This is a genomic window from Sphingopyxis sp., assembly GCF_050725655.1.
In the GTDB taxonomy this organism is placed as follows: Bacteria; Pseudomonadota; Alphaproteobacteria; order Sphingomonadales; family Sphingomonadaceae; genus Sphingopyxis.
The window spans coordinates 12,138-30,432 of the sequence record NZ_JBOHHT010000111.1 but is presented as its reverse complement, the minus strand read 5'-3'; the positions used below and the strand labels follow the sequence as shown (position 1 = coordinate 30,432).

General features: G+C 65.1%; 19 protein-coding genes and 1 pseudogene. 5 read left to right on the top strand and 15 right to left on the bottom strand.

What is annotated here, in order from left to right; all coding sequences use genetic code 11:
- Nucleotides 1-125 precede the first annotated feature (125 nt).
- From ligA to ACREBX_RS16780, 8 genes are all read right to left on the bottom strand, one after another.
- The gene (gene ligA / locus ACREBX_RS16815; protein WP_431562886.1) at nt 126-2,300 is read right to left on the bottom strand and encodes an NAD-dependent DNA ligase LigA; all 2,175 of its coding nucleotides are present in this window, start codon (nt 2,298-2,300) and stop codon (nt 126-128) included.
- Nucleotides 2,297-2,701 carry an endonuclease domain-containing protein gene (locus tag ACREBX_RS16810; RefSeq protein WP_431562885.1) on the bottom strand — a complete coding sequence of 135 codons (405 nt, stop codon included), beginning with the start codon at nt 2,699-2,701 and terminating at the stop codon, nt 2,297-2,299. The genes ligA and ACREBX_RS16810 overlap by 4 nt, the downstream gene beginning before the upstream one ends.
- 39 nt (nt 2,702-2,740) lie before the next feature.
- Nucleotides 2,741-3,133, bottom strand: coding sequence for a putative quinol monooxygenase (locus ACREBX_RS16805; protein WP_431562884.1), 393 nt, complete (start codon nt 3,131-3,133; stop codon nt 2,741-2,743).
- Nucleotides 3,130-3,828 (bottom strand): GNAT family N-acetyltransferase, encoded by a 699-nt coding sequence (locus ACREBX_RS16800; protein WP_431562883.1) that lies wholly within the window; start codon nt 3,826-3,828, stop codon nt 3,130-3,132. Before ACREBX_RS16800 ends, ACREBX_RS16805 begins: the two co-directional genes overlap by 4 nt.
- Nucleotides 3,829-3,831: 3 nt before the next feature.
- Nucleotides 3,832-4,491 carry a hypothetical protein gene (locus ACREBX_RS16795; protein ID WP_431562882.1) on the bottom strand — a complete coding sequence of 220 codons (660 nt, stop codon included), beginning with the start codon at nt 4,489-4,491 and terminating at the stop codon, nt 3,832-3,834.
- The gene (gene recN, locus ACREBX_RS16790; RefSeq protein ID WP_431562881.1) at nt 4,488-6,155 is read right to left on the bottom strand and encodes a DNA repair protein RecN; all 1,668 of its coding nucleotides are present in this window, start codon (nt 6,153-6,155) and stop codon (nt 4,488-4,490) included. Before recN ends, ACREBX_RS16795 begins: the two co-directional genes overlap by 4 nt.
- 47 nt (nt 6,156-6,202) lie before the next feature.
- Nucleotides 6,203-6,997 (bottom strand): outer membrane protein assembly factor BamD, encoded by a 795-nt coding sequence (locus tag ACREBX_RS16785; RefSeq protein WP_431562880.1) that lies wholly within the window; start codon nt 6,995-6,997, stop codon nt 6,203-6,205.
- A gap of 165 nt (nt 6,998-7,162) precedes the next feature.
- A complete protein-coding gene (locus tag ACREBX_RS16780) occupies nt 7,163-7,858 on the bottom strand; it encodes a peptidylprolyl isomerase (protein ID WP_431562879.1) in 696 nt (231 codons plus the stop codon).
- A 131-nt stretch (nt 7,859-7,989) separates the two neighbouring features.
- Between ACREBX_RS16780 and ACREBX_RS16775 the strand changes: the two genes are divergently transcribed.
- The 4 genes and pseudogenes from ACREBX_RS16775 to ACREBX_RS16760 form a co-directional block, all read left to right on the top strand.
- Nucleotides 7,990-8,670, top strand: coding sequence for a hypothetical protein (locus tag ACREBX_RS16775; RefSeq protein ID WP_431562878.1), 681 nt, complete (start codon nt 7,990-7,992; stop codon nt 8,668-8,670).
- Between the two features lie 71 nt (nt 8,671-8,741).
- Entirely contained in the window at nt 8,742-9,125 is a 384-nt protein-coding gene (locus ACREBX_RS16770; protein WP_431562877.1) for an ArsR/SmtB family transcription factor, read from the top strand.
- Nucleotides 9,122-9,655, top strand: coding sequence for an SRPBCC family protein (locus ACREBX_RS16765; protein WP_431562876.1), 534 nt, complete (start codon nt 9,122-9,124; stop codon nt 9,653-9,655). The genes ACREBX_RS16770 and ACREBX_RS16765 overlap by 4 nt, the downstream gene beginning before the upstream one ends.
- A 162-nt stretch (nt 9,656-9,817) precedes the next feature.
- A pseudogene (locus ACREBX_RS16760) lies at nt 9,818-10,117 on the top strand (hypothetical protein); the annotation flags it as partial.
- Nucleotides 10,118-10,356: 239 nt separating this feature from the next.
- Here ACREBX_RS16760 and pnp read toward each other — a convergent pair.
- The 7 genes from pnp to ACREBX_RS16725 form a co-directional block, all read right to left on the bottom strand.
- Complete coding sequence (pnp, locus tag ACREBX_RS16755; protein WP_431562875.1) at nt 10,357-12,687, bottom strand: polyribonucleotide nucleotidyltransferase; 2,331 nt, start codon at nt 12,685-12,687, stop codon at nt 10,357-10,359.
- 193 nt (nt 12,688-12,880) lie between these two features.
- Nucleotides 12,881-13,150: a 30S ribosomal protein S15 gene (rpsO, locus tag ACREBX_RS16750; protein WP_431562874.1), complete on the bottom strand. Its 270-nt coding sequence runs from the start codon at nt 13,148-13,150 to the stop codon at nt 12,881-12,883.
- Between the two features lie 26 nt (nt 13,151-13,176).
- On the bottom strand, nt 13,177-14,133 hold the full coding sequence (gene truB, locus ACREBX_RS16745; RefSeq protein ID WP_431562873.1) for a tRNA pseudouridine(55) synthase TruB: 957 nt from the start codon (nt 14,131-14,133) through the stop codon (nt 13,177-13,179).
- A gap of 31 nt (nt 14,134-14,164) precedes the next feature.
- Nucleotides 14,165-14,572 carry a DUF6491 family protein gene (locus ACREBX_RS16740; RefSeq protein ID WP_431562872.1) on the bottom strand — a complete coding sequence of 136 codons (408 nt, stop codon included), beginning with the start codon at nt 14,570-14,572 and terminating at the stop codon, nt 14,165-14,167.
- A gap of 47 nt (nt 14,573-14,619) precedes the next feature.
- A complete protein-coding gene (locus tag ACREBX_RS16735) occupies nt 14,620-15,162 on the bottom strand; it encodes a GNAT family N-acetyltransferase (protein ID WP_431562871.1) in 543 nt (180 codons plus the stop codon).
- On the bottom strand, nt 15,155-15,757 hold the full coding sequence (locus ACREBX_RS16730) for a thymidine kinase (RefSeq protein WP_431562870.1): 603 nt from the start codon (nt 15,755-15,757) through the stop codon (nt 15,155-15,157). Before ACREBX_RS16730 ends, ACREBX_RS16735 begins: the two co-directional genes overlap by 8 nt.
- A 39-nt stretch (nt 15,758-15,796) precedes the next feature.
- On the bottom strand, nt 15,797-16,753 hold the full coding sequence (locus ACREBX_RS16725; protein WP_431562869.1) for a bifunctional helix-turn-helix transcriptional regulator/GNAT family N-acetyltransferase: 957 nt from the start codon (nt 16,751-16,753) through the stop codon (nt 15,797-15,799).
- Nucleotides 16,754-16,878: 125 nt separating this feature from the next.
- On the opposite strand from ACREBX_RS16725, the gene ACREBX_RS16720 reads away from it, so the two are divergent.
- Nucleotides 16,879-18,294: a WS/DGAT/MGAT family O-acyltransferase gene (locus ACREBX_RS16720; protein ID WP_431562868.1), complete on the top strand. Its 1,416-nt coding sequence runs from the start codon at nt 16,879-16,881 to the stop codon at nt 18,292-18,294.
- Nucleotide 18,295: the final 1 nt, after the last annotated feature.

The following is an 18,295-nucleotide window of genomic DNA, read 5'->3' as shown; positions in this document are numbered from 1 at the left end:
GTGGCGAAGCCATGGGGAGGTGGCAGTCGCGTAGCGGCTGACGGAGGGGCGTGGCGCAACGTCGCTGCCCCTCCACCACCGCTCCGCGGCGGTCCCCCTCCCCATCGCTTCGCGACAGGGAGGACTTACCCCGCCGCTTCAACAATCTCCGCCCAATCCGCCTCGTCGATCACGCGGATGCCGAGCGCCGCCGCCTGTTTGAGCTTCGATCCCGCGCCCGGGCCCGCGACGACAAGATTGGTCTTGGCGCTGACGCTGCCTGCGGCCTTGGCGCCAAGCGCCTCGGCCTGCGCCTTGGCTTCGTCGCGGCTCATCGTCTCGAGTTTGCCGGTGAAGACGACGGTCATGCCCGACACTTCGCTTTCGCGGGTTTCGACCACATAGAGTGGTGGAGACACTTCCGAGAAGAGATCATCCCATAATGTGCGGTTATGCGGTTCGTGGAAGAAATCGCCGAGCGCCTCGGCGACGGCCGGCCCAATACCGTCCGCCCGAACCTCAAGGATCGATTTGATAGCTTCCATCTTGCGCGTCATGAACTTGCCGTCGGATTCGCCCTCGGCCTGCGGATTGGCTTCGAGGTAAGCATGGATCTCAGCCGCCTTCTCGGGAAGCCGCGCGATGTCGCCGAGCCCCTTGAGCAGGTCGCGCGCGGTCACCGCACCGACGTGGCGAATGCCGAGGCCGAAGAGCAGGCGCGCGGCGTCGGGTGTGCGCTTGGCCTCGATCGCGGCGAAGAGATTGTCGACCGACTTTTCCTTCCAGCCTTCGCGGCCGAGCAGGTCGGCGCGATGGCCTTTCAGGCGGAAGATGTCGGCGGGGCCCTTGTCGAGCCAGCCTAAGTCGAGGAACTCCTGAATGCTCTTCTCGCCCAGCCCCTCGATGTCGAGCGCGCCGCGGCTGACGAAATGGCGCAGGCGCTCGAACTTTTGCGCATTGCAGATGAGGCCGCCGGTGCAGCGGACGTCGACCTCGCCCTCCTCGGCCACCGCCTCGCTGTTGCAGACGGGGCAATGGTCGGGGAAGATGTAAGGCGCGCGGTCCTCGTCGCGGGTGAGATTCTCGACGACCTGCGGGATCACGTCGCCGGCGCGCTGGATCACGACGCGGTCGCCGGGGCGCACGCTCAAACGCCCAATCTCGTCGCGGTTGTGGAGCGTGACGTTCGACACGACGACCCCGCCGACGGTGACGGGGACGAGGCGCCCGACGGGGGTCAGCTTGCCGGTGCGCCCGACCTGGATGTCGATCGCTTCGAGTGTCGTCTGCGCACGTTCGGCGGGGAATTTATGCGCTATTGCCCATCTTGGAGCCTTGGCGACGAAGCCGAGGCGCTGCTGCCATGCAAGGCTGTCGACCTTGTAAACGACGCCGTCGATATCATAATCCATGTCGGCGCGGCGGCGCTCGATCTCGGCATAATGGGCGAGGATGTCGGCGACGCTGTCGTAGCGTTTGAGGAGCGGCGACACCGGGGCACCCCAGCGTTCGATCTGTTTCATCACATCATATTGCGTTTCGGCGGGAAGCGCGCTGACCTCGCCCCAGCCATGGGCTAGGAAACGCAGCGGGCGCGACGCGGTTATGCTCGCGTCCTTCTGGCGGAGCGAACCCGCAGCGGCGTTGCGCGGGTTGGCGAACTGGCGGACGGTGGCGGGATCGAACGCCTGCTCGCGCTGCGCGGCGATCGCGCGCCCCTCTTCCATCAATCGCTCGTTGAGCGCCGTGAAGTCGGCCTTCGCCATATAGACTTCGCCGCGGATCTCGAAGACGTCGGGGGCGGCGTCCTTCAGTTCCTGCGGGATGTCGGCGATGGTGGCGACGTTCGGGGTGACATCCTCGCCGACGCTGCCGTCGCCGCGCGTCGCGGCCTGCACCAGCTTGCCCTTTTCATAGCGCAGCGAGCAGGAGAGGCCGTCGATCTTGTCTTCGGCGGTCATCGCGATCACGGCGTCGGCGCCCAGATTGAGGAAGCGCCGCACGCGCGCGGCAAATTCCTTGACATCCTCGGCCGCAAAGGCGTTGTCGAGGCTCATCATGCGCTGCGCATGGGTGACCTTGGCGAGCGGCGACGCCTCGACCGCGGCGCCGACCAATTTGTTCGGGCTGTCGGCACGGATGAGCGCCGGGAAAGCCGCCTCAAGCTCGTTGTTGCGGCGGACGAGCGCGTCATAGTCGGCGTCCGAAATCTCGGGCGCATCCTCGGCGTGATAGCGTTTGCTGTGATACGCGATCTGCTTCGCGAGCCGCATCAGTTCATTGGCGGCGTCGGCCTGCGACAGGGATTCGATTTCGGTCATTTTGAAAGCCCCTCCCCTTCAGGGGAGGGGTTGGGGTGGGGCCATCGATCGGCACGACCGTCCAACTCCGTGAGAAAAAAATGCAGCACGTCATCCATATTCGTCAACACATCCTCATTCGTCACGCGAACCACCGTAATTCCTCGCTCCGCCATTGCTAAATCTCTTATCGCATCCGCTTCGGCATCGTGTGTATCTCCATCAATCTCGATCACCAGATACTTTTGAGGACAGAAGAAGTCGGCAATGTAAGGGCCAAGGATGGCCTGACGCCGAAACTTATGGTCACCCAATTTCGCTCCAGACGAGGAACGCCACAATCGCTTCTCAACCTCGGTCGGCTGGCGACGCATCTTGTGAGCATAGCCGAGCAGAATGTCGTTACGTTTCGTTCGACCCATAACCCCACCCCAACCCCTCCCCTGAAGGGGAGGGGCTTATTATGATTTTGCCACCGGCTTAAACTCGGCGCGAGTACCAAATCCTGCGATTAGCGGGCGACCTTTCCTGATCGCGCCCTGCACCGCGGGGAGCTTTAGCGAAGCGGCGTGCGCTTCCTTGCTGTCCCAGAGTTCGACGATCCAGATCGCGTCGGGGTTCGCGCTGTCTTCGCCGATCAGATAGGCGATATTGCCGGGCATTTCACCGGTGCCTTGGGCGAGGATCGCGGCGAGTGCGGCGCGCTGGCCGGGCTGCGCCATCATCTGGCCGAGCAGGCCATATTGGGGGTCGGCTTCTTCCATCTTGGCCTCCAGGGCGAGCAGTTTCGTGGCGGGGAGCAGCGCGGCCGCCATCGCCAGCATCGCGGCGATATGGTCGCGGCGGTTCATCATTTCGCGATCGCCAGCACATGCACCTGCCGCCGGATACGAAAGCCGAGCGATTCATAGAGTGCGATCGCGCCGGCATTGTCGGCATAGCTGTGCAGGAAAGGCTGTTCGCCGCGCGCGACCATTGCGCGCATGACATGGCCGATCAGCGCCCGAGCGAGCCCGCGGCCGCGGCAATCCTCCCATGTCGCGACGCCGCTGACCTCGGCCATGCCGGGGACCAATATGCGCTGGCCCGCCATCGCGAGCAGGCGGCCGTTTTCGCGCCCACTCTCTCGAACGCCAAAAAAGGGACCGTAACGATGCGTCTTCGGTCCCCATGGTCCGGGCTTCGCATGCTCGGCGAGCGCCGCCATTTCGGGGGCGTCATCGTCGCCCAGTGCGATGATTGCGGGCTCGCCTTCGCGCGGCGGCGGCGGCGCGCCCTCGGCGACCATCTGCGCGAGCACCGCGCGCTTCACTTCGCGCGTGCCGGGAGGGACCGGCCACGGCTCGCCCTCGACGATCCAGATTTCGCCTTCATCGGGGACGAGCGCGGCGAGCGCGGCAAGCGTTTCGGCGCCGGTGTCGGGAGCGGCGCCAAAGACGCCATAGCCGCGATCGATCCGCACCGCCAGGCGGTCGCCCTCGGCGAGATGCGCCTGCCGCCCGGTGAGCATGCTCCAGACCGGACGATCGAGCGGATGCGCCGCCGCCACGTCTCAGACCCATTCCATCGCGAGCGCTTCGGTCGGCAGAATCTCGATCCCCTCGAACGCATTATCGGCATAGGGACCGGCGGGGTCGACCCAGTGCAGGAACAGGTGCGCGGACCAGCGATTGGGATTGGGCATCATCCGCCCGTGCAGCCGGTGGACGCCTTGATAGAGGACGGCATCGCCGGGTAGCATCGACACCGATCCATAGGCTTCGTCGCCGAAATCGGGGTCGGCGCGCTGGCGCGGCGTCTCGATATGCTCGGACCCCACCTCGAGCGGCCACGCCGCCCCTTCGCTCGCCGCGAGCAGCAGCGACAGGCTATGCTCGCAGGCGTAACGGTCCGAGTGGACGCGGCAGATGTCGCCTTTGCGGTACATACGGAAATAGCAATAGGTCGGGCGCAGATCCTGGCCGACGATCGCGCTGATCGCCGGGGTCATGCCCCAGAGGAAGGTCGAAAGCGGCAGATAATGCGTGCCGTAGACCTCGATCGCCGCGGTCGCGAGCAGGTCGTGCTTGCGCTTCAATTGATCGAACGACACGCCGCCCTGGACAAGGTCGGACTTCAGCAAGCCGAGCAACGCATGCGTCACTTCGGTCGGCACGAAACCGGGCAGCGCCAGATAGCCCTCGTCCCGATACTGTTGCGCCTGATCGGTCATAGGGTCTCCAGCAATCTTTCCGCCTGCGCGCGCGCCTCGGCGGTCACTTCGGCGCCCGACAGCATGCGCGCGATTTCCTCGCGGCGGCCCGCTTCGTCGAGCGCGTGGACACTGGTGCGGGTGACCGTGCCTTGGCTCGACTTGGCGATGATGAAATGCGCGGCGCCTTTCGCCGCGACCTGCGGGCTGTGCGTCACGGCGAGCAATTGCTTGCCCGCGCCCGCAAGGCGCGCCAGCCGTTCGCCGATCGCCGAGGCGACCGCGCCGCCGACGCCCCGGTCGATTTCGTCGAAGATGATCGTGTCCGCCCCGCCCTCTTCGGCGAGCGCGACCTTCAGCGCGAGGATGAAGCGCGAGAGTTCGCCGCCCGATGCGATCTTGGCGAGCGGCGCGAAGGGGGCGCCGGGATTGGTCGAGATGAGATATTCGACGCGGTCCATGCCCTCTGGTCCCCAGCGTTCGGCGGGCAGCCGCTCGACGAGGGTCTGGAAGCGCGCGGCGTCGAGTTTCAGCGGCACGAGTTCGCCCGCGACTGCGGCGTCGAGCCGGGTTGCCGCCTTGCTGCGCTGGTCGGACAGCGCGGCCGCGGCGTGGGTATAGGCCGCGGCGGTCTCGGCGACCGCGGTCTCGAGCTTTGCGAGCCCCGCACTGCCGCCCTCGATCGCGTCGAGCCGCGCGGCGAGCGTGCCGGTTAGTTCGGCGAGCTCGTCGGGCTGGACATTGTGCTTTCGCGCCATCGCGCGCAGCTCGAACAGGCGCGTCTCGGTCGCCTCGAGCCGTTCGGGATCATATTCCATCGCGCGCGCGGCTTCGTGGAGCTTGGTCTCGGCCTCGTCAGCCTCGATGATCGCGCGGTCGAGCGCGGCGAGCGCCTCGGCGAGCAAGGAATGATCGCCCGCGAGACGGTCGAGCCGCCGCGCCGCGCCGCGCAATTGCGCGGGACCGCTGTCGCTGCCCTCGAACGCTTCCATGATCGCGCCGAGGTCGCCCGCCACCTTCTCGCCCTTTTGCATCGTGGCGCGTGCTTCGGAGAGTTCGGCATCCTCGCCGGGTTGGGGCGCGAGCGCGTGCAGTTCAGTAACGCAATGTTCGAGCCATTCGCGGTCGCGCTCGGCCTCGGAGATTGCCGCCTTCGCCGCAGCGAGCTTGTCTTCGGCGGCGCGCCACGCCGCATGTAAAGCGGCGACGCCGCGGGTATCGGCGCGCGCATAGGCGTCGAGCAGCGCGCGGTGTCCCGCGGGGGCGAGCAGGCCGCGGTCGTCGTGCTGGCCGTGGATCTCGACCAGATAGGTCCCGACTTCGCGCAGCAGCGCCGCCGAACAGGGCTGATCGCCCAGAAAAGCGCGGCTGCCGCCGTCGGCCTTCAGCGTGCGGCGGATCAGCAGCGGTTCGCCGGGTTCGAGTTCGATCTCATTCTCGGCGAGCAATGCGGCGAGCTTCGTTCCCGATGCCGGCGCGACAAAGCTGGCGGTCACCTGCGCCTTGTCGGTGCCCTGCCGCACCAGCGCGCTGTCGGCGCGCGCACCGAGCGCAAGGCCCAGTGCGTCGAGCAGGATCGACTTGCCCGCGCCGGTCTCGCCGGTCAGCACGCCTAGCCCGGCCTCGAAATCGAGGTCGAGCCGTTCGATCAGAACGATATTGGCGATAGATAGAGCGGTTAGCACGAGCCGTCCTTACCGCAGAACAAAGGCAGAATCTATTCCCGGCGCGATCAGGCGCTCGGGGCGTTCTTCTGCATCAGCTTGTACGCGCGCTCGTACCATTCATTGCCCGGATAGTTGGCGCCGAGGACCGCGGCCGACTTCTTCGCCTCGGCGGGGATGCCGAGCGCGAGATAGCATTCGGTCAGGCGATAGAGCGCCTCAGGCGCGTGGCTCGTCGTCTGATATTTGTCGACGACCTCGCGGAACCGGATCGACGCCGCGAGCCAGTTCGAGCTGCGCTGGTAGAAACGGCCGATTTCCATTTCCTTGCCGGCGAGATGGTCCTGCACCAGGTCGACCTTGAGCCGCGCGTCGGACGCATAGCGGCTGTCGGGATAGCGGCGGATCACTTCGCCGAGCGCGTTCGACGCCTGCTGGGTGATCTTCTGGTCGCGCGTGACGTCGCTGATCTGCTCGTAATAGGACAGGCCGATCAGATAATAGGCGTAGGGCGCGTCCTTGTTGCCCGGGTGAATCGCGAGGAAGCGCTGCGCGGCTTCGATCGCCGGGGTATATTCGCGGTCCATATAGTAGCTGAACGAGCTCATCAGCTGCGCGCGCCGCGCCCAGGGTGAATAGGGGTGCTGGCGCTCGACCTCGTCGAACAGCGCCGCGGCCAGGCCGTACTGCCGACGCTCGAGCCGATCCTGCGCCGCGCGGTACAGCGTGTTGACGTCGCGCGCGACGTAACGCGTGTCCTTCTTCACATTGCCGCCCCCGGCACAGGCCGCCAGCATGGGAGTAATCGCAAGTGCGGCGGCGAGCAGGCGCATGGTCGCGCGCGAAGGGGCATGTTGAGTCATGCGCGCGGTATAGCCACAGCGCGGATGAACGCAAAATAAATGATGGGGCGTTTTATCGGGTTTCGGCACTGGCCCGCTCCCCCTCCCGGCCTCCCATAGGTTACTATCGTTGGGGAGGCCGGGAGGGGGAGCGGGCCGGTGCTGCCTGCATGTCAGTGGAGAAAATCACCCCGCTTTAACGACACATCCCTTCGGCGCATCCGCCGGTGCCGGGACGCGGCGCGCGGTCTTGATCGTCACTTGTGGTTCGAGCATCTGGCCGACCATCACGCCTTCGCCCGCGGTCGGGGAGATCGGGGCGTTGAAGATCGCCTCGGCGACGTCGGCGCCCGCGACAATCTCGCCGAACACCGCAAAGCCCGCGCCGTCGCCGCCCGGCGCATCGGCGTTGAAGCCCTTGATGTCGGAGAGCAGCAGAAAGAAGTCGCTCGTCGCATCGCCGGGGTTGAGCCGCGCCATCGACAGCGCGCCCTTGCAGTTGGTCAGCCCCGTCTTCGTCGTCGGCTCGTGCGCGATCGGCGGGAAATTCTTGCGCGCATCGCCGCGGTTGCCCGCCTGCACCAGCTGGTTCGCCGGACCCCAGCTTTTGGTCGAACGATAGAATTTGAACCCGTCCACCCGCTTCGCGTCGACATAGCGCAGGAAATTCCCGGCTGTGATCGGTGCGCGCTTGTTTTCGATCCGCACGGTGATCGTGCCGAGATCGGTGGCGAGCGCGACATAGGGCCGCGTATCCGCCTCGACAACGGGCGTGACGGGCGCGGGGATCGGCGGCACGGGGGGCGGCAATATCGTCGCCTGCGGCGGCACGGGGGTCGATTGGGCGGCGAGCGCGAGCGCGGAAAGAAGCGTGGTCAGCATGGCACCGATCATAAACGCAATGCGCCGATCGATGCGAGCGATTTCAGAATGGTCGCCGGCAACAGCGCCGATTGGAAAAGCCCGGCAGCCGGTCTAGGTATGCGCACCAAGCAAGCGAAAGAGGCAAAGTGATGAGCGAAACGCCGAACCGTGACGACGGGTCCGAACGTGCCGTGTCCGAACCAGACGCCGCGGCGATCGGATCGCGTTTCCTGCGCTACCTGCCGCTGATCACGATCGCGCATTTCCTGATCGGGCTGCCGGCGTTGATCGCGTCGCTCGCGCTCGCCTATTTCGCTTTCGTCCAGGCCGACGCGACGCAGAAGATGCAAACCGGCGGCGCGATGCCTTTCGTCACCTTCGGGACCAGCAACGCGGACAAGGAGGGCAAGCCCGATATTTCGCTGTCGCTGACCAATAATGGCGTCGGCCCGGCGATCCTCGGGCCCGTCGAGATGCGTTACAACGGCAAGGTGATCGCCAACCCCACCGAATTGTTCGCCGCGTGCTGCGGCGTTCAGCGCGGAACATCTCTGTCCTATTCGACCTCGCCCTCGACCGGTGTCGCAATTCGGCCGGGCGAAACGCAGAACCTCATCGGCCTGCCCCGCACCCCCGCCAATGAAGCGGTCTGGCTGGCTTTCAACAAGGAGCGGTGGAAACTCCAGGTTCGCTCCTGCTATTGTTCGATCTTCAGCGATTGCTGGATCAGCGAGGGCATGCAGGGGCTTCCCAAGCCGGTGAAGCAATGCCCCGCCGACTGGTCGCTCTATAGCGAAGATGCGCGAAACCGGATCGCCGGGGAGCCCTAGATCACTTGCTTGTGCGGGATCATTAAACCAATCGGTTGACAATCGAATCGGACTGATCAATATTCAACCTCATGGTTGAACATGATTCGCACACACTCGATCTAATCTTCCACGCGCTGGGCGATGCGACGCGCCGGGCGATGCTGGGCGAGCTGGCCGCCGGTGAACGGACGGTCGGCGAGCTGGCGGAGCCCTTCGCGATGTCGCTCGCCGCGGCGTCGAAGCATATCAAGGTGCTGGAAAATGCCGGGATGGTCCGCCGCGACGTGCGCGGGCGCACCCATGTCTGCAGCCTCGACCCGGTGCCGCTGATGAGCGCCGACCAGTGGATCGGCATGTACCGCCGCTTCTGGACCGACCGGCTCGATACGCTCGAACGGCTGCTGCGCGCGGAAGATGCTGTCCCCCCTCCCCCCAAAAAGCCCCTCCCCGGGAAAGAAGGAGAAAAACGATGACGACGATGCTGACCGAAGACAATTATGGCGTGCTCACCGAACCCGCGACGCTGACGATCGAGCGCCTGCTTCCGGGCCCGGTCGAGCGCATCTGGTCGTACCTGACCGATGGCGAGCTGCGCCGCCGATGGCTCGCCGCGGGCGCGATGGAGCAGATGGTCGGCGCGCCGGTCGAGCTCGTCTGGCGCAACGACGAACTCACCGACCCGCCGGGCGCGCGTCCCGAGGGCTTTGGCGACGAGCACAGCATGGCGTGCGAAGTCCTGGCGATCGACGCCCCGCGCCTGCTGGCGATCAGCTGGGGCAGCACCGGCGGCGTGACCTTTTCCCTCGCGGAAAAGGGCGACGAGGTGCTGCTGACGATCGTCCACAAGCGCGTCGAGGATCCGTCGGTTCTGCTCAACGTCAGCGCGGGCTGGCACAGCCATGTCGATGTGCTCGAAGCAAAGCTGCGCGGCACGACGCCGGTGCCGCACTGGGACAATTTTGCGCAGCTGCGCGGCGTTTATGCCGAGCGCCTGTTCGACTGATCTATCCGGTATCGCAAGGAGAAGGGGCTACGCGAGCGGCCCCTTCTTTTTGTGGAAAAGGCGCGATGTGCTCTATACTAATAAGACAGTTGGAACAGGGAAGGCGGCCATGAAGCGTCGCACGCCGAGCTCAACGCCGTCCGACTTGCAAGCCGCGCGCTAGCGACCGCCGACCTCGGGACTTGCTCGGTCTTCGCGAGCGGCCATCCCTGCCCGATGTGCATGGCGGCGATGCGCCTCGCGGGAATCAACGCCGTGACCTACGCCTATTCGAACGAGGACGGCGCCCCGCACGGTCTGTCGACGGCGGCGATCTACGACGATCTCGCCAAACCATTTTCCCAGCAGACAATGGAATCCGCCATTGGCCTGTCCGGCTGGCGGGCAGGCCCGATCTCTATGCTGATTGGCGGCGGCGGCAAGGCTGATCCTGCCTGTCGGAGAATCGGCAAAGACCGCTAACGACCGGTTGCGGACACTTGGTCCTCCCTGTGCCGCAGGCATGGGGAGGTGGCAGCGCGAAGCGCTGACGGAGGGGCGTTAGCGCACCGTCGCTGCCCCTCCACCACCGCCTGCTGCGGCGGTCCCCCTCCCCATCGCTGCGCGACAGGGAGGATTTTGGCGGCCGCTTCCCACCCCAAAGCGGCCACGAAAAAGGGGCCGCTTTCGCGGCCCCTTTTCTTTTCCGATTAGCGGAAGGCTTAGTCCTTCAGGAAGTCGGGCACATGGCCCTGGTCTTCCGGACCTTCGCTGCGTTCGCGGCGCGGGCCACGATCGCCACCACCGCCGCCGTCGCGACGCGGGCCGCGGTCACGGCCGCCACCGCCGCCTTCGCGACGCGGACCACGATCGCCGCCGCCGCCATCACGGCGCGGACCACGATCGCCGCGGGGACCGCGGTCTTCGCGGGGTTCGCGCGGCGGGCGCGTGTCTTCGAGTTCTTCGCCGGTTTCCTGGTTCACGACGCGCATCGACAGGCGAACCTTGCCGCGCGGGTCGATCTCGAGGACCTTGACCTTGACTTCCTGACCTTCGGCCAGAACGTCAGCGACCTTCTCGACGCGCTCGCTGGCGATTTCTGACACATGAACGAGACCGTCCTTGCCGCCCATGAAATTCACGAACGCACCGAAATCGACGAGGTTGACGACCTTGCCGTCATAGATCTTGCCGACTTCGGCTTCTTCGACGATGCCCGAAATCCACTTGCGAGCGGCTTCGATCTGCTCGGGATCGCTCGACGAGATCTTGATCAGACCTTCGTCGTCGATGTCGACCTTGGCGCCGGTGGTCGCGACGATCTCGCGGATCACCTTGCCGCCGGTGCCGATGATGTCGCGGATCTTCGCCTTGTCGATCTGCATCGTTTCGATACGCGGAGCATGTGCCGACAGCTCGGTGCGGGCTTCGCCCAGCGCCTTCGCCATTTCGCCGAGGATGTGCGCGCGGCCGTCCTTCGCCTGGTTCAGAGCGGCTTCGAAGATCTCGCGCGTGATGCCCGCGATCTTGATGTCCATCTGCATCGTGGTGATGCCGTTGGCGGTGCCCGCAACCTTGAAATCCATGTCGCCGAGGTGATCTTCATCGCCAAGGATGTCCGACAGGATCGCGAAATCCTTGCCTTCGAGGATCAGGCCCATCGCGATGCCCGAAACCGGACGCTTCAGCGGCACGCCGGCGTCCATCATGGCAAGCGAACCGCCGCAAACCGACGCCATCGACGACGAGCCGTTCGACTCGGTGATGTCGCTGGTGATGCGGATCGTGTAGGGGAACTCGTCCTTCGTCGGCAGCACCGCGTGCAGCGCACGCCATGCCAGCTTGCCATGGCCGATGTCGCGGCGGCTGGGCGCCCCGAAACGACCGACTTCGCCGACCGAATAGGGCGGGAAGTTATAGTGCAGCATGAAGTTCGAGTAGCTGAGGCCGTTGAGGCCGTCGATCATCTGCTCGCTATCCTTGGTGCCCAAGGTGCAGGTCGCGATGGTCTGCGTCTCGCCGCGCGTGAAAAGCGCCGAGCCATGGGCGCGGGGCAGGAAGTGCGTTTCGGCGACGATCGGACGAATCTGCGTCGTCGTGCGTCCGTCGATACGCTTGCCGTCCTTGAGGATGGCGCCGCGAACGATTTCGGCCTCGAGCTTCTTCACCAGCTTGTTCGCAGCCATCTGGTCCTGCGGAGCGGCGTCGGCGAAAGCAGCCTTGGCCTTGGCGCGTGCTTCGTTGAGCGCGCCCGAGCGGGCCGATTTGTCGGTCAGCTTGTAAGCCGCGGCAATATCCTTGCCGATCAGCTTCTTCAGCTTGTCCTTGGCGGCGGTCAGGTCGGCCTGTTCGGCCATGTCCCAGGGATCCTTGGCAGCCTGTTCGGCGAGCTTGACGATCGCCTTGACGACGTCCTTGCACGCGTCGTGCGCGAACAGCACGGCGCCGAGCATGATCTCTTCCGACAGCTCGTTTGCTTCGGATTCGACCATCATCACAGCATCGTAAGTCGCGGCGACGACGAGGTCGAGGTCGCCGGCGGCAACCTGCGCGTCGGTCGGGTTCAGGATATATTCGCCATCGACATAGCCAACGCGCGCGGCGCCGATCGGGCCCATGAAGGGCACGCCCGAGATAGTCAGAGCCGCAGACGCGGCGACCATCGCGAGGATGTCGGGTTCGTTGTGGCCGTCATAGCTCAGAACCTGGGCAATGACGTTGATTTCGTTGTAGAAACCTTCAGGGAACAGCGGACGGATCGGACGATCGGTCAGACGCGAAACCAGCGTTTCCTTTTCGGTCGCGCCGCGTTCGCGCTTGAAGAAGCCGCCGGGGATGCGGCCCGCACCCGAATATTTTTCCTGATAATGGACGGTCAGCGGGAAGAAATCCTGCCCTTCCTTGACTGTCTTGGCGGCGGTGACGGCGCACAGCACCATCGTTTCGCCCAGCGTCGCGACAACCGCGCCGTCGGCCTGGCGGGCAACCTTGCCCGTTTCGAGGGTCAGCGTTTCACCGCCCCACTCGATCGATACTTTTTTCACGTCAAACATGGAGTTTCCTTTGCCCGCCGGGCCCAATGCCGGGCGGGGCCTCTAGTTCCGGGCAATCCGGCCCGGGGCGGTGTAGGGCGTCTGTCTGCCCCAATGGCGGTCCCGCCGGATGCGGGAGCGGCCCTGTGGTCCGGCAAATTTTCGCGGGACCAATATGACAGCGGCCCCGGAAAACCGGGGCCGCCAGAAATTCTTACTTGCGAAGACCCAGCTTCGCGATCAGCGCCGAATAGCGGGCCTCATCCTTCTTCTTCAGATAGTCGAGGAGGCTACGGCGCTTGTTGACCATCATCAGAAGGCCGCGGCGGCTGTGGTTGTCCTTGTGGTGCGCCTTGAAGTGGCCGGTCAGCTGGTTGATGCGGTCGGTCAGGATCGCGACCTGGACTTCCGGCGAACCGGTATCACCCTTTTCGCGGGCGTTGTCCTTGATGACTTCGGCTTTGCGCTCGGCGGTAATCGACATATTCTCTTTTCCTCGAACATCCTTGTTTACAGATTAAAGCCCCGGACGACTTTCAGCGTTCCCGCCAAAGCCTCGATCAGGGCAATGGGACGCATTTCGCTGTCCCGTCCCCAATAGAGCCCGTCATCCATAGCTACCCCGGTCCAGACGCGACCCTGACGGATCGCCCCTGCCGCTTCCGGGGAAAGGTTCAGAGCCGGGATGTCGACCAGCCCTGCCTCGAGCGGCAGAATGAATTCTGATTGGGCGGCGCCTTGGCCGAATGCGTTCAATTTGTCCAGCGAAATCGCCTGTTCCAGATCGAACGGTCCGGCCTTTGTGCGGCGGAGCATGGTGACATGGCCGACGGTGCCGACGGCTTGGGCGATGTCGCGCGCAAGGCTTCGGATATAGGTGCCCTTCGAAACATGGGCGGTGAGGGTGATGCTATCGAGCCGCCCTTCCCCTCCTTCGTCACCCGGGACTTGATCCGGGGTCCATACCACCGCCGCCGGAATGGATGCCGGATCAAGTCCGGCATGACGAAGGGAATGGATGGTGACCGCCCGCGCCTTCATCTCGACCGCTTCACCCTTGCGCGCGAGATCATAGGCGCGCTGGCCGTCGATCTTGATCGCCGAAAAAGCGGGCGGCACCTGTTCGATCGGGCCGGTGAAGCGCGGCAGCACCGCCTCGACCTCCGCAAGCGTCGGACGAACATCGCTCGCCCGGACGATCTCGCCCTCGGCATCGAGCCCCGCGGTCTCGGTTCCGAACTGCACGGTAAAGTCGTAAATCTTGCTCGCATCGAGCATCCGGCCGCAAAGCTTCGTCGCCTCGCCGAGCGCGATCGGGAGCACCCCCGACGCGAGCGGGTCGAGCGTCCCGCCATGGCCGACCTTGACCTTGCCCAATCCGGCCTCGCGGCACACGCGCTTCACGGCGCCCACCGCCTGCGTCGAGCCAAGGCCGACAGGTTTGTCGAGGATGATCCAGCCGTTCATCCCGCGCCGCTATGGCGGGGAGACGCCGCTGTCAATTTTGCGTGGCCTTTTTGGCTTCACGCGCAGCCTTGCGCTCGGCCTTCGACGGCGGCGGGGCCGAGGTCACGAAGGACGAGAGCTGGCAGCGTTCGCCGCGGACGATGATCGACGCGAATTTGTCGAGCCGCCCCGCGCCGCGTGTTTCGAAACCGATCGTCTGAGCGAAATCGAGATCGCGGCAGAAGCCGGCGAAGGTGCCATAATACCAAGCGTTGCCGCGGCCCTGAATCCAGATGCCGCGATCGCGATCGGCCTGCCAGTTGCGGATCGAGCTGTCGCTGGGAAAGACGATGCTCGATTCGACGCCGAGCGCGCGTGATTCCTTTGCCGGCTCGTTGGCCGCCGCGGCCGCAGAAAGGGGAAGCAGCACGGCGGCCAGGGAGAGTGCGAGATTCTTCATCGCGACTCGCTTAGCGCCGCGTGCCTGAATGGGTGCTGACCCTGGAGTTAAGACCGCCCGGCCCATTCGTCTGCGAGCAACGACCAGAGGCCGGTGTCGCGCACATAGCCGGTCCAGGTGATGCGTTCGGAGCGCAGCACGCCGTCCTTGGTACAGCCGAGCTTGGCGACCGCGGCCTGGCTCCGCTTGTTGCGCTCGTCGATGCGGAATTCGATGCGGCGGATGCCGACGGCGAAGGCGTGATCGAGCATCAACTTTTTGACCCGGCCGTTGAAACCGGTGCCGCGCGCATCGGGTTGGATGAAGCTGTTACCGATCTCGACCGTCTGCGCCGACATATCGGGACGCAGCCAGGCAGTCATGCCGACGAGCGTGTCGCCATCCATGATCGCATAGGGCATGCGGCCGGTGCCGCCGATCAGCGTGTCGAAGCTCTTGTCGAAATGGTCGGGGCCGAAGCTCGACGAATAGATCGGCCAGATTTCGGCGTCGGCGGCGCAGACCGCGCGCAGGTCTTCGCGATGCGCTTCGGTCAGCTTGACGAGTTTGAGGCGGCCGTCGGCGAGATCGACGTACAGGCGATCAAGCATTGGCGAGCGCCTCGGCGGCTTCGCGCCGTTTCGCCATGAAGTGACGCCGGCACATCGCGACATAGCGGTCGTTGCCGCCGATCTCGGTCTGCGCGCCCTCGACGACGGCACGGCCGCTTTCGTCGACGCGCAGGTTCATCGTCGCCTTGCGCCCGCATTCGCACACCGCCTTCAGTTCGACGAGCGCGTCGGCAATGCCGAGCAACGCCGCCGATCCGGGGAACAGCTCGGCCGAAAAATCGGTGCGCAGACCATAGCAGAGCACCGGGATGTCCGCTTCGTCGGCGAGCCGCGCGAGATCGAGCACCTGCGCGCGCGTCAGGAACTGCGCCTCGTCGACGAGCACGCACGCGAGCGGGCGTTCGGCGTCCTCGGCGTTCACCGCGGCCCACAGATCGCTGTCGGGATCGAACTTGTGCGCTTCGGCGATCAGCCCGATGCGGCTGGTCACCTGCCCTGCGCCGTACCGGTCGTCGAGCGCCGCGGTCCACAGCATCGTTTCCATGCCGCGCTCGCGATAGTTGAAATCCGCCTGGAGCAGCGTCGTCGATTTGCCGGCATTCATGCTGGCGTAGTAGAAATAGAGCTTGGCCATCGGCGCCCAATAGCGCGGACATGGCCCGTGCACCAGTTGTCAGGGCAGAAGGGCGAGCCGCCAATGTTCGCTCTGCTCGGGTTTGCCGAATTCGTCGTGCGTCTCGACCTTTTCGATGGTGAAGCCATAGTCCGCATAGATGGCGCGCGCCGAGGCGAGGACCGTGTGTGTCCATAGCACCAGTTCGGAATAGCCCGCGTCGCGCGCGAAGGCGATGCAGCGCCCGACGAGATCGCGGCCAAGACCATGGCCGCGCGCCGCGGCGTCGACATAGAGCAGGCGCAGCCGCGCCACCTTGTCCGTATCCGCCACCAGAAAGACGCTGCCGAGCAGTTCGCCGTGCCGCTCGGCGACCCAGCATTGTTCGCGGCCGGGATGGAAATCGCGAACGAAGCGGCTCGTGATCTCACCGATCAGCACCTCCATCGCGTCGCCCCATCCATAGGCGTTGCGGTAATAGACCGCCTGTTGCGCGGTGATGAGTCCCATATCGCCCGGCTGCCACAGACGGATCGCGGGCGGGGGTAGCGGCGCGCCCGACAGCCGCGTCTCGATCCATGCCAGCCGCTCGGAAAGCCCGGCCTGTTCGTCGCGCGACAGATGCGCGAGCGTCGCCGACGTCGATGCGGCGGTGGTGCGATCAAGCTCGGAAAATAGCGTCTCGCCCACCGCGGTCAGCCGGATCGGATGCTCGCGCGCGTCGGCGCCGCGCGTCCGCGCGATCCAACCTTGCTGGGTGAAGCGGCGCAATATGCGACTGAGGTAACCGGGATCGACCGAGAGCGCTTCGACGATCCGCTTCGAGACGATCGGCTGGCCGGTCGCGATTTCATAGAGGATGCGCGCCTCGATCAGCGACAAATCGCTGCCCATATAGCCGGGGCCGAGCACCCCTGCGAAGCGGGTGTAGAAGCGGTTGAAGCGGCGCAATGCGGCGGTCGCGGCGCCCGGGGCGGGCGCGCGATCGTTGGGCAGGTGAAGGTTGACCGATGGCATGTCGCTTCGATGCGCCAATTACTTGACACTGTCAACCAATTCGAATGTCCGGCCGCTTGACTCGCCCACACCCCCTGTCATGCTGCACACCAAAGATTGCAGCATATACAGTGGGGAGAGCTGCCATGCGGCTGATGCCGGTGACGGACGCGATGTTCCTGGTCGCGGAGACGCGCGAGACACCGATGCATGTCGGCGGGGTCAATCTCTACACTTTGCCCGACAAGGTCGACGAGACCGAGTGGCTCAACGAGCAGTTGGCGATGCTGCGCCAGTCCGAAGGGCTGCGCCGGCCGTTCAGCGAAGTGCTGAAGCTCACCCCGTTCGGCCAATACGGCCCGATCCGGCTCGAACCAGACCGCGACATCGACATGCATTACCATGTGCGCAGCGCCGCGCTGCCCAAGCCGGGGCGCTATCGCGAGATGTTCGAGCTGGTCTCGCGCCTCCACGGCACCTTGCTCGACCGCACACGGCCAATGTGGGAGATCACGCTGATCTCGGGGCTGCCCGACCGGCAAATCGCGACCTATTTCAAGATCCACCACGCGCTGATGGACGGCGCGTCGTCGATGCACTTCACCAACGCGATGCTCAGCGCCAATCCCAAAGAAAAACGCAGCTATTCGCCGATGTCGGTCGAGGCATATGAAGCCTATAAGCGCAAGTTCCCGGTGCCGAAGAAGGCGCCGACGCCAAGCATCACCGACATCAAGGCCATCGGCGGCTTCCTGAAGGAGCAATGGGGCAACAGCGTTGGGGTGACCAAGGCGCTGAACCAATATGCTGCGGCGATGTTCGGGCTCGGCGGCAGCGATCTCGCGACGCCGTGGGGCGGGTTGCCGCGCACCAGCTTCAACCGCAACATCACCGGCGCGCGGCGTTTCGTGGCGCAAAGCTGGTCGCTCGACCGCGTGCGCGCGATGGGCAAGGCGTATGACGGGACGATCAACGACGCGGTGCTCGCGATGTGCTCGGGGGCGATGCGAAAATATCTGCAATCGCTGAACGAGCTGCCCGACAAGCCGCTGAAAGCCATGGCGCCGGTGTCGATCCGCGCGAAGGACGATATCGATTCGGGCAATTCGGTTGCGGCGGTGACAGCCAATCTCGCGACCCACATCGACGACCCGGCCGAGCGGATGCGGACGATCCAAGCGTCAATGAACGCCGCGAAGGCGCAGCTTCGCGAAATGACCGCGCAGCAGATCCAGATCTATACGGCGATCACGCAGATGCCGCAGATGCTGACCGCGCTCACGCGCACCGCCGACAAATTTCCCGCGTACAGCGTCACCATCTCGAATGTCCCGGGGCCCCGCGAGCAGCTTTACTGGAACGGCGCGCGGCTCGACGGCATGTATCCGGCGAGCATCCCGGTCGACGGCATGGCGATGAACATCACGCAGGTGTCGAACAACAAGAATATCGATTTCGGGATTACCGCCTGCCGACGCAGCGTGCCCCATGTCCAGCGGCTGATCGACTATCTGGAGGATGCGCTGGTCGAGCTGGAAGAGGCGGCGGGGATCAAGAAATAGC

Bases quoted from the DNA above. Each gene is read 5' to 3' on its own strand.
- ligA (WP_431562886.1), bottom strand. From the start codon at position 2,300: ATGACCGAAATCGAATCCCTGTCGCAGGCCGACGCCGCCAATGAACTG.
- ACREBX_RS16810 (WP_431562885.1), bottom strand. From the start codon at position 2,701: ATGGGTCGAACGAAACGTAACGACATTCTGCTCGGCTATGCTCACAAG.
- ACREBX_RS16805 (WP_431562884.1), bottom strand. From the start codon at position 3,133: ATGATGAACCGCCGCGACCATATCGCCGCGATGCTGGCGATGGCGGCC.
- ACREBX_RS16795 (WP_431562882.1), bottom strand. From the start codon at position 4,491: ATGACCGATCAGGCGCAACAGTATCGGGACGAGGGCTATCTGGCGCTG.
- ACREBX_RS16785 (WP_431562880.1), bottom strand. From the start codon at position 6,997: ATGACTCAACATGCCCCTTCGCGCGCGACCATGCGCCTGCTCGCCGCC.
- ACREBX_RS16780 (WP_431562879.1), bottom strand. From the start codon at position 7,858: ATGCTGACCACGCTTCTTTCCGCGCTCGCGCTCGCCGCCCAATCGACC.
- ACREBX_RS16775 (WP_431562878.1), top strand. From the start codon at position 7,990: ATGAGCGAAACGCCGAACCGTGACGACGGGTCCGAACGTGCCGTGTCC.
- ACREBX_RS16770 (WP_431562877.1), top strand. From the start codon at position 8,742: ATGGTTGAACATGATTCGCACACACTCGATCTAATCTTCCACGCGCTG.
- ACREBX_RS16765 (WP_431562876.1), top strand. From the start codon at position 9,122: ATGACGACGATGCTGACCGAAGACAATTATGGCGTGCTCACCGAACCC.
- pnp (WP_431562875.1), bottom strand. From the start codon at position 12,687: ATGTTTGACGTGAAAAAAGTATCGATCGAGTGGGGCGGTGAAACGCTG.
- rpsO (WP_431562874.1), bottom strand. From the start codon at position 13,150: ATGTCGATTACCGCCGAGCGCAAAGCCGAAGTCATCAAGGACAACGCC.
- truB (WP_431562873.1), bottom strand. From the start codon at position 14,133: ATGAACGGCTGGATCATCCTCGACAAACCTGTCGGCCTTGGCTCGACG.
- ACREBX_RS16740 (WP_431562872.1), bottom strand. From the start codon at position 14,572: ATGAAGAATCTCGCACTCTCCCTGGCCGCCGTGCTGCTTCCCCTTTCT.
- ACREBX_RS16735 (WP_431562871.1), bottom strand. From the start codon at position 15,162: ATGCTTGATCGCCTGTACGTCGATCTCGCCGACGGCCGCCTCAAACTC.
- ACREBX_RS16730 (WP_431562870.1), bottom strand. From the start codon at position 15,757: ATGGCCAAGCTCTATTTCTACTACGCCAGCATGAATGCCGGCAAATCG.
- ACREBX_RS16725 (WP_431562869.1), bottom strand. From the start codon at position 16,753: ATGCCATCGGTCAACCTTCACCTGCCCAACGATCGCGCGCCCGCCCCG.
- ACREBX_RS16720 (WP_431562868.1), top strand. From the start codon at position 16,879: ATGCGGCTGATGCCGGTGACGGACGCGATGTTCCTGGTCGCGGAGACG.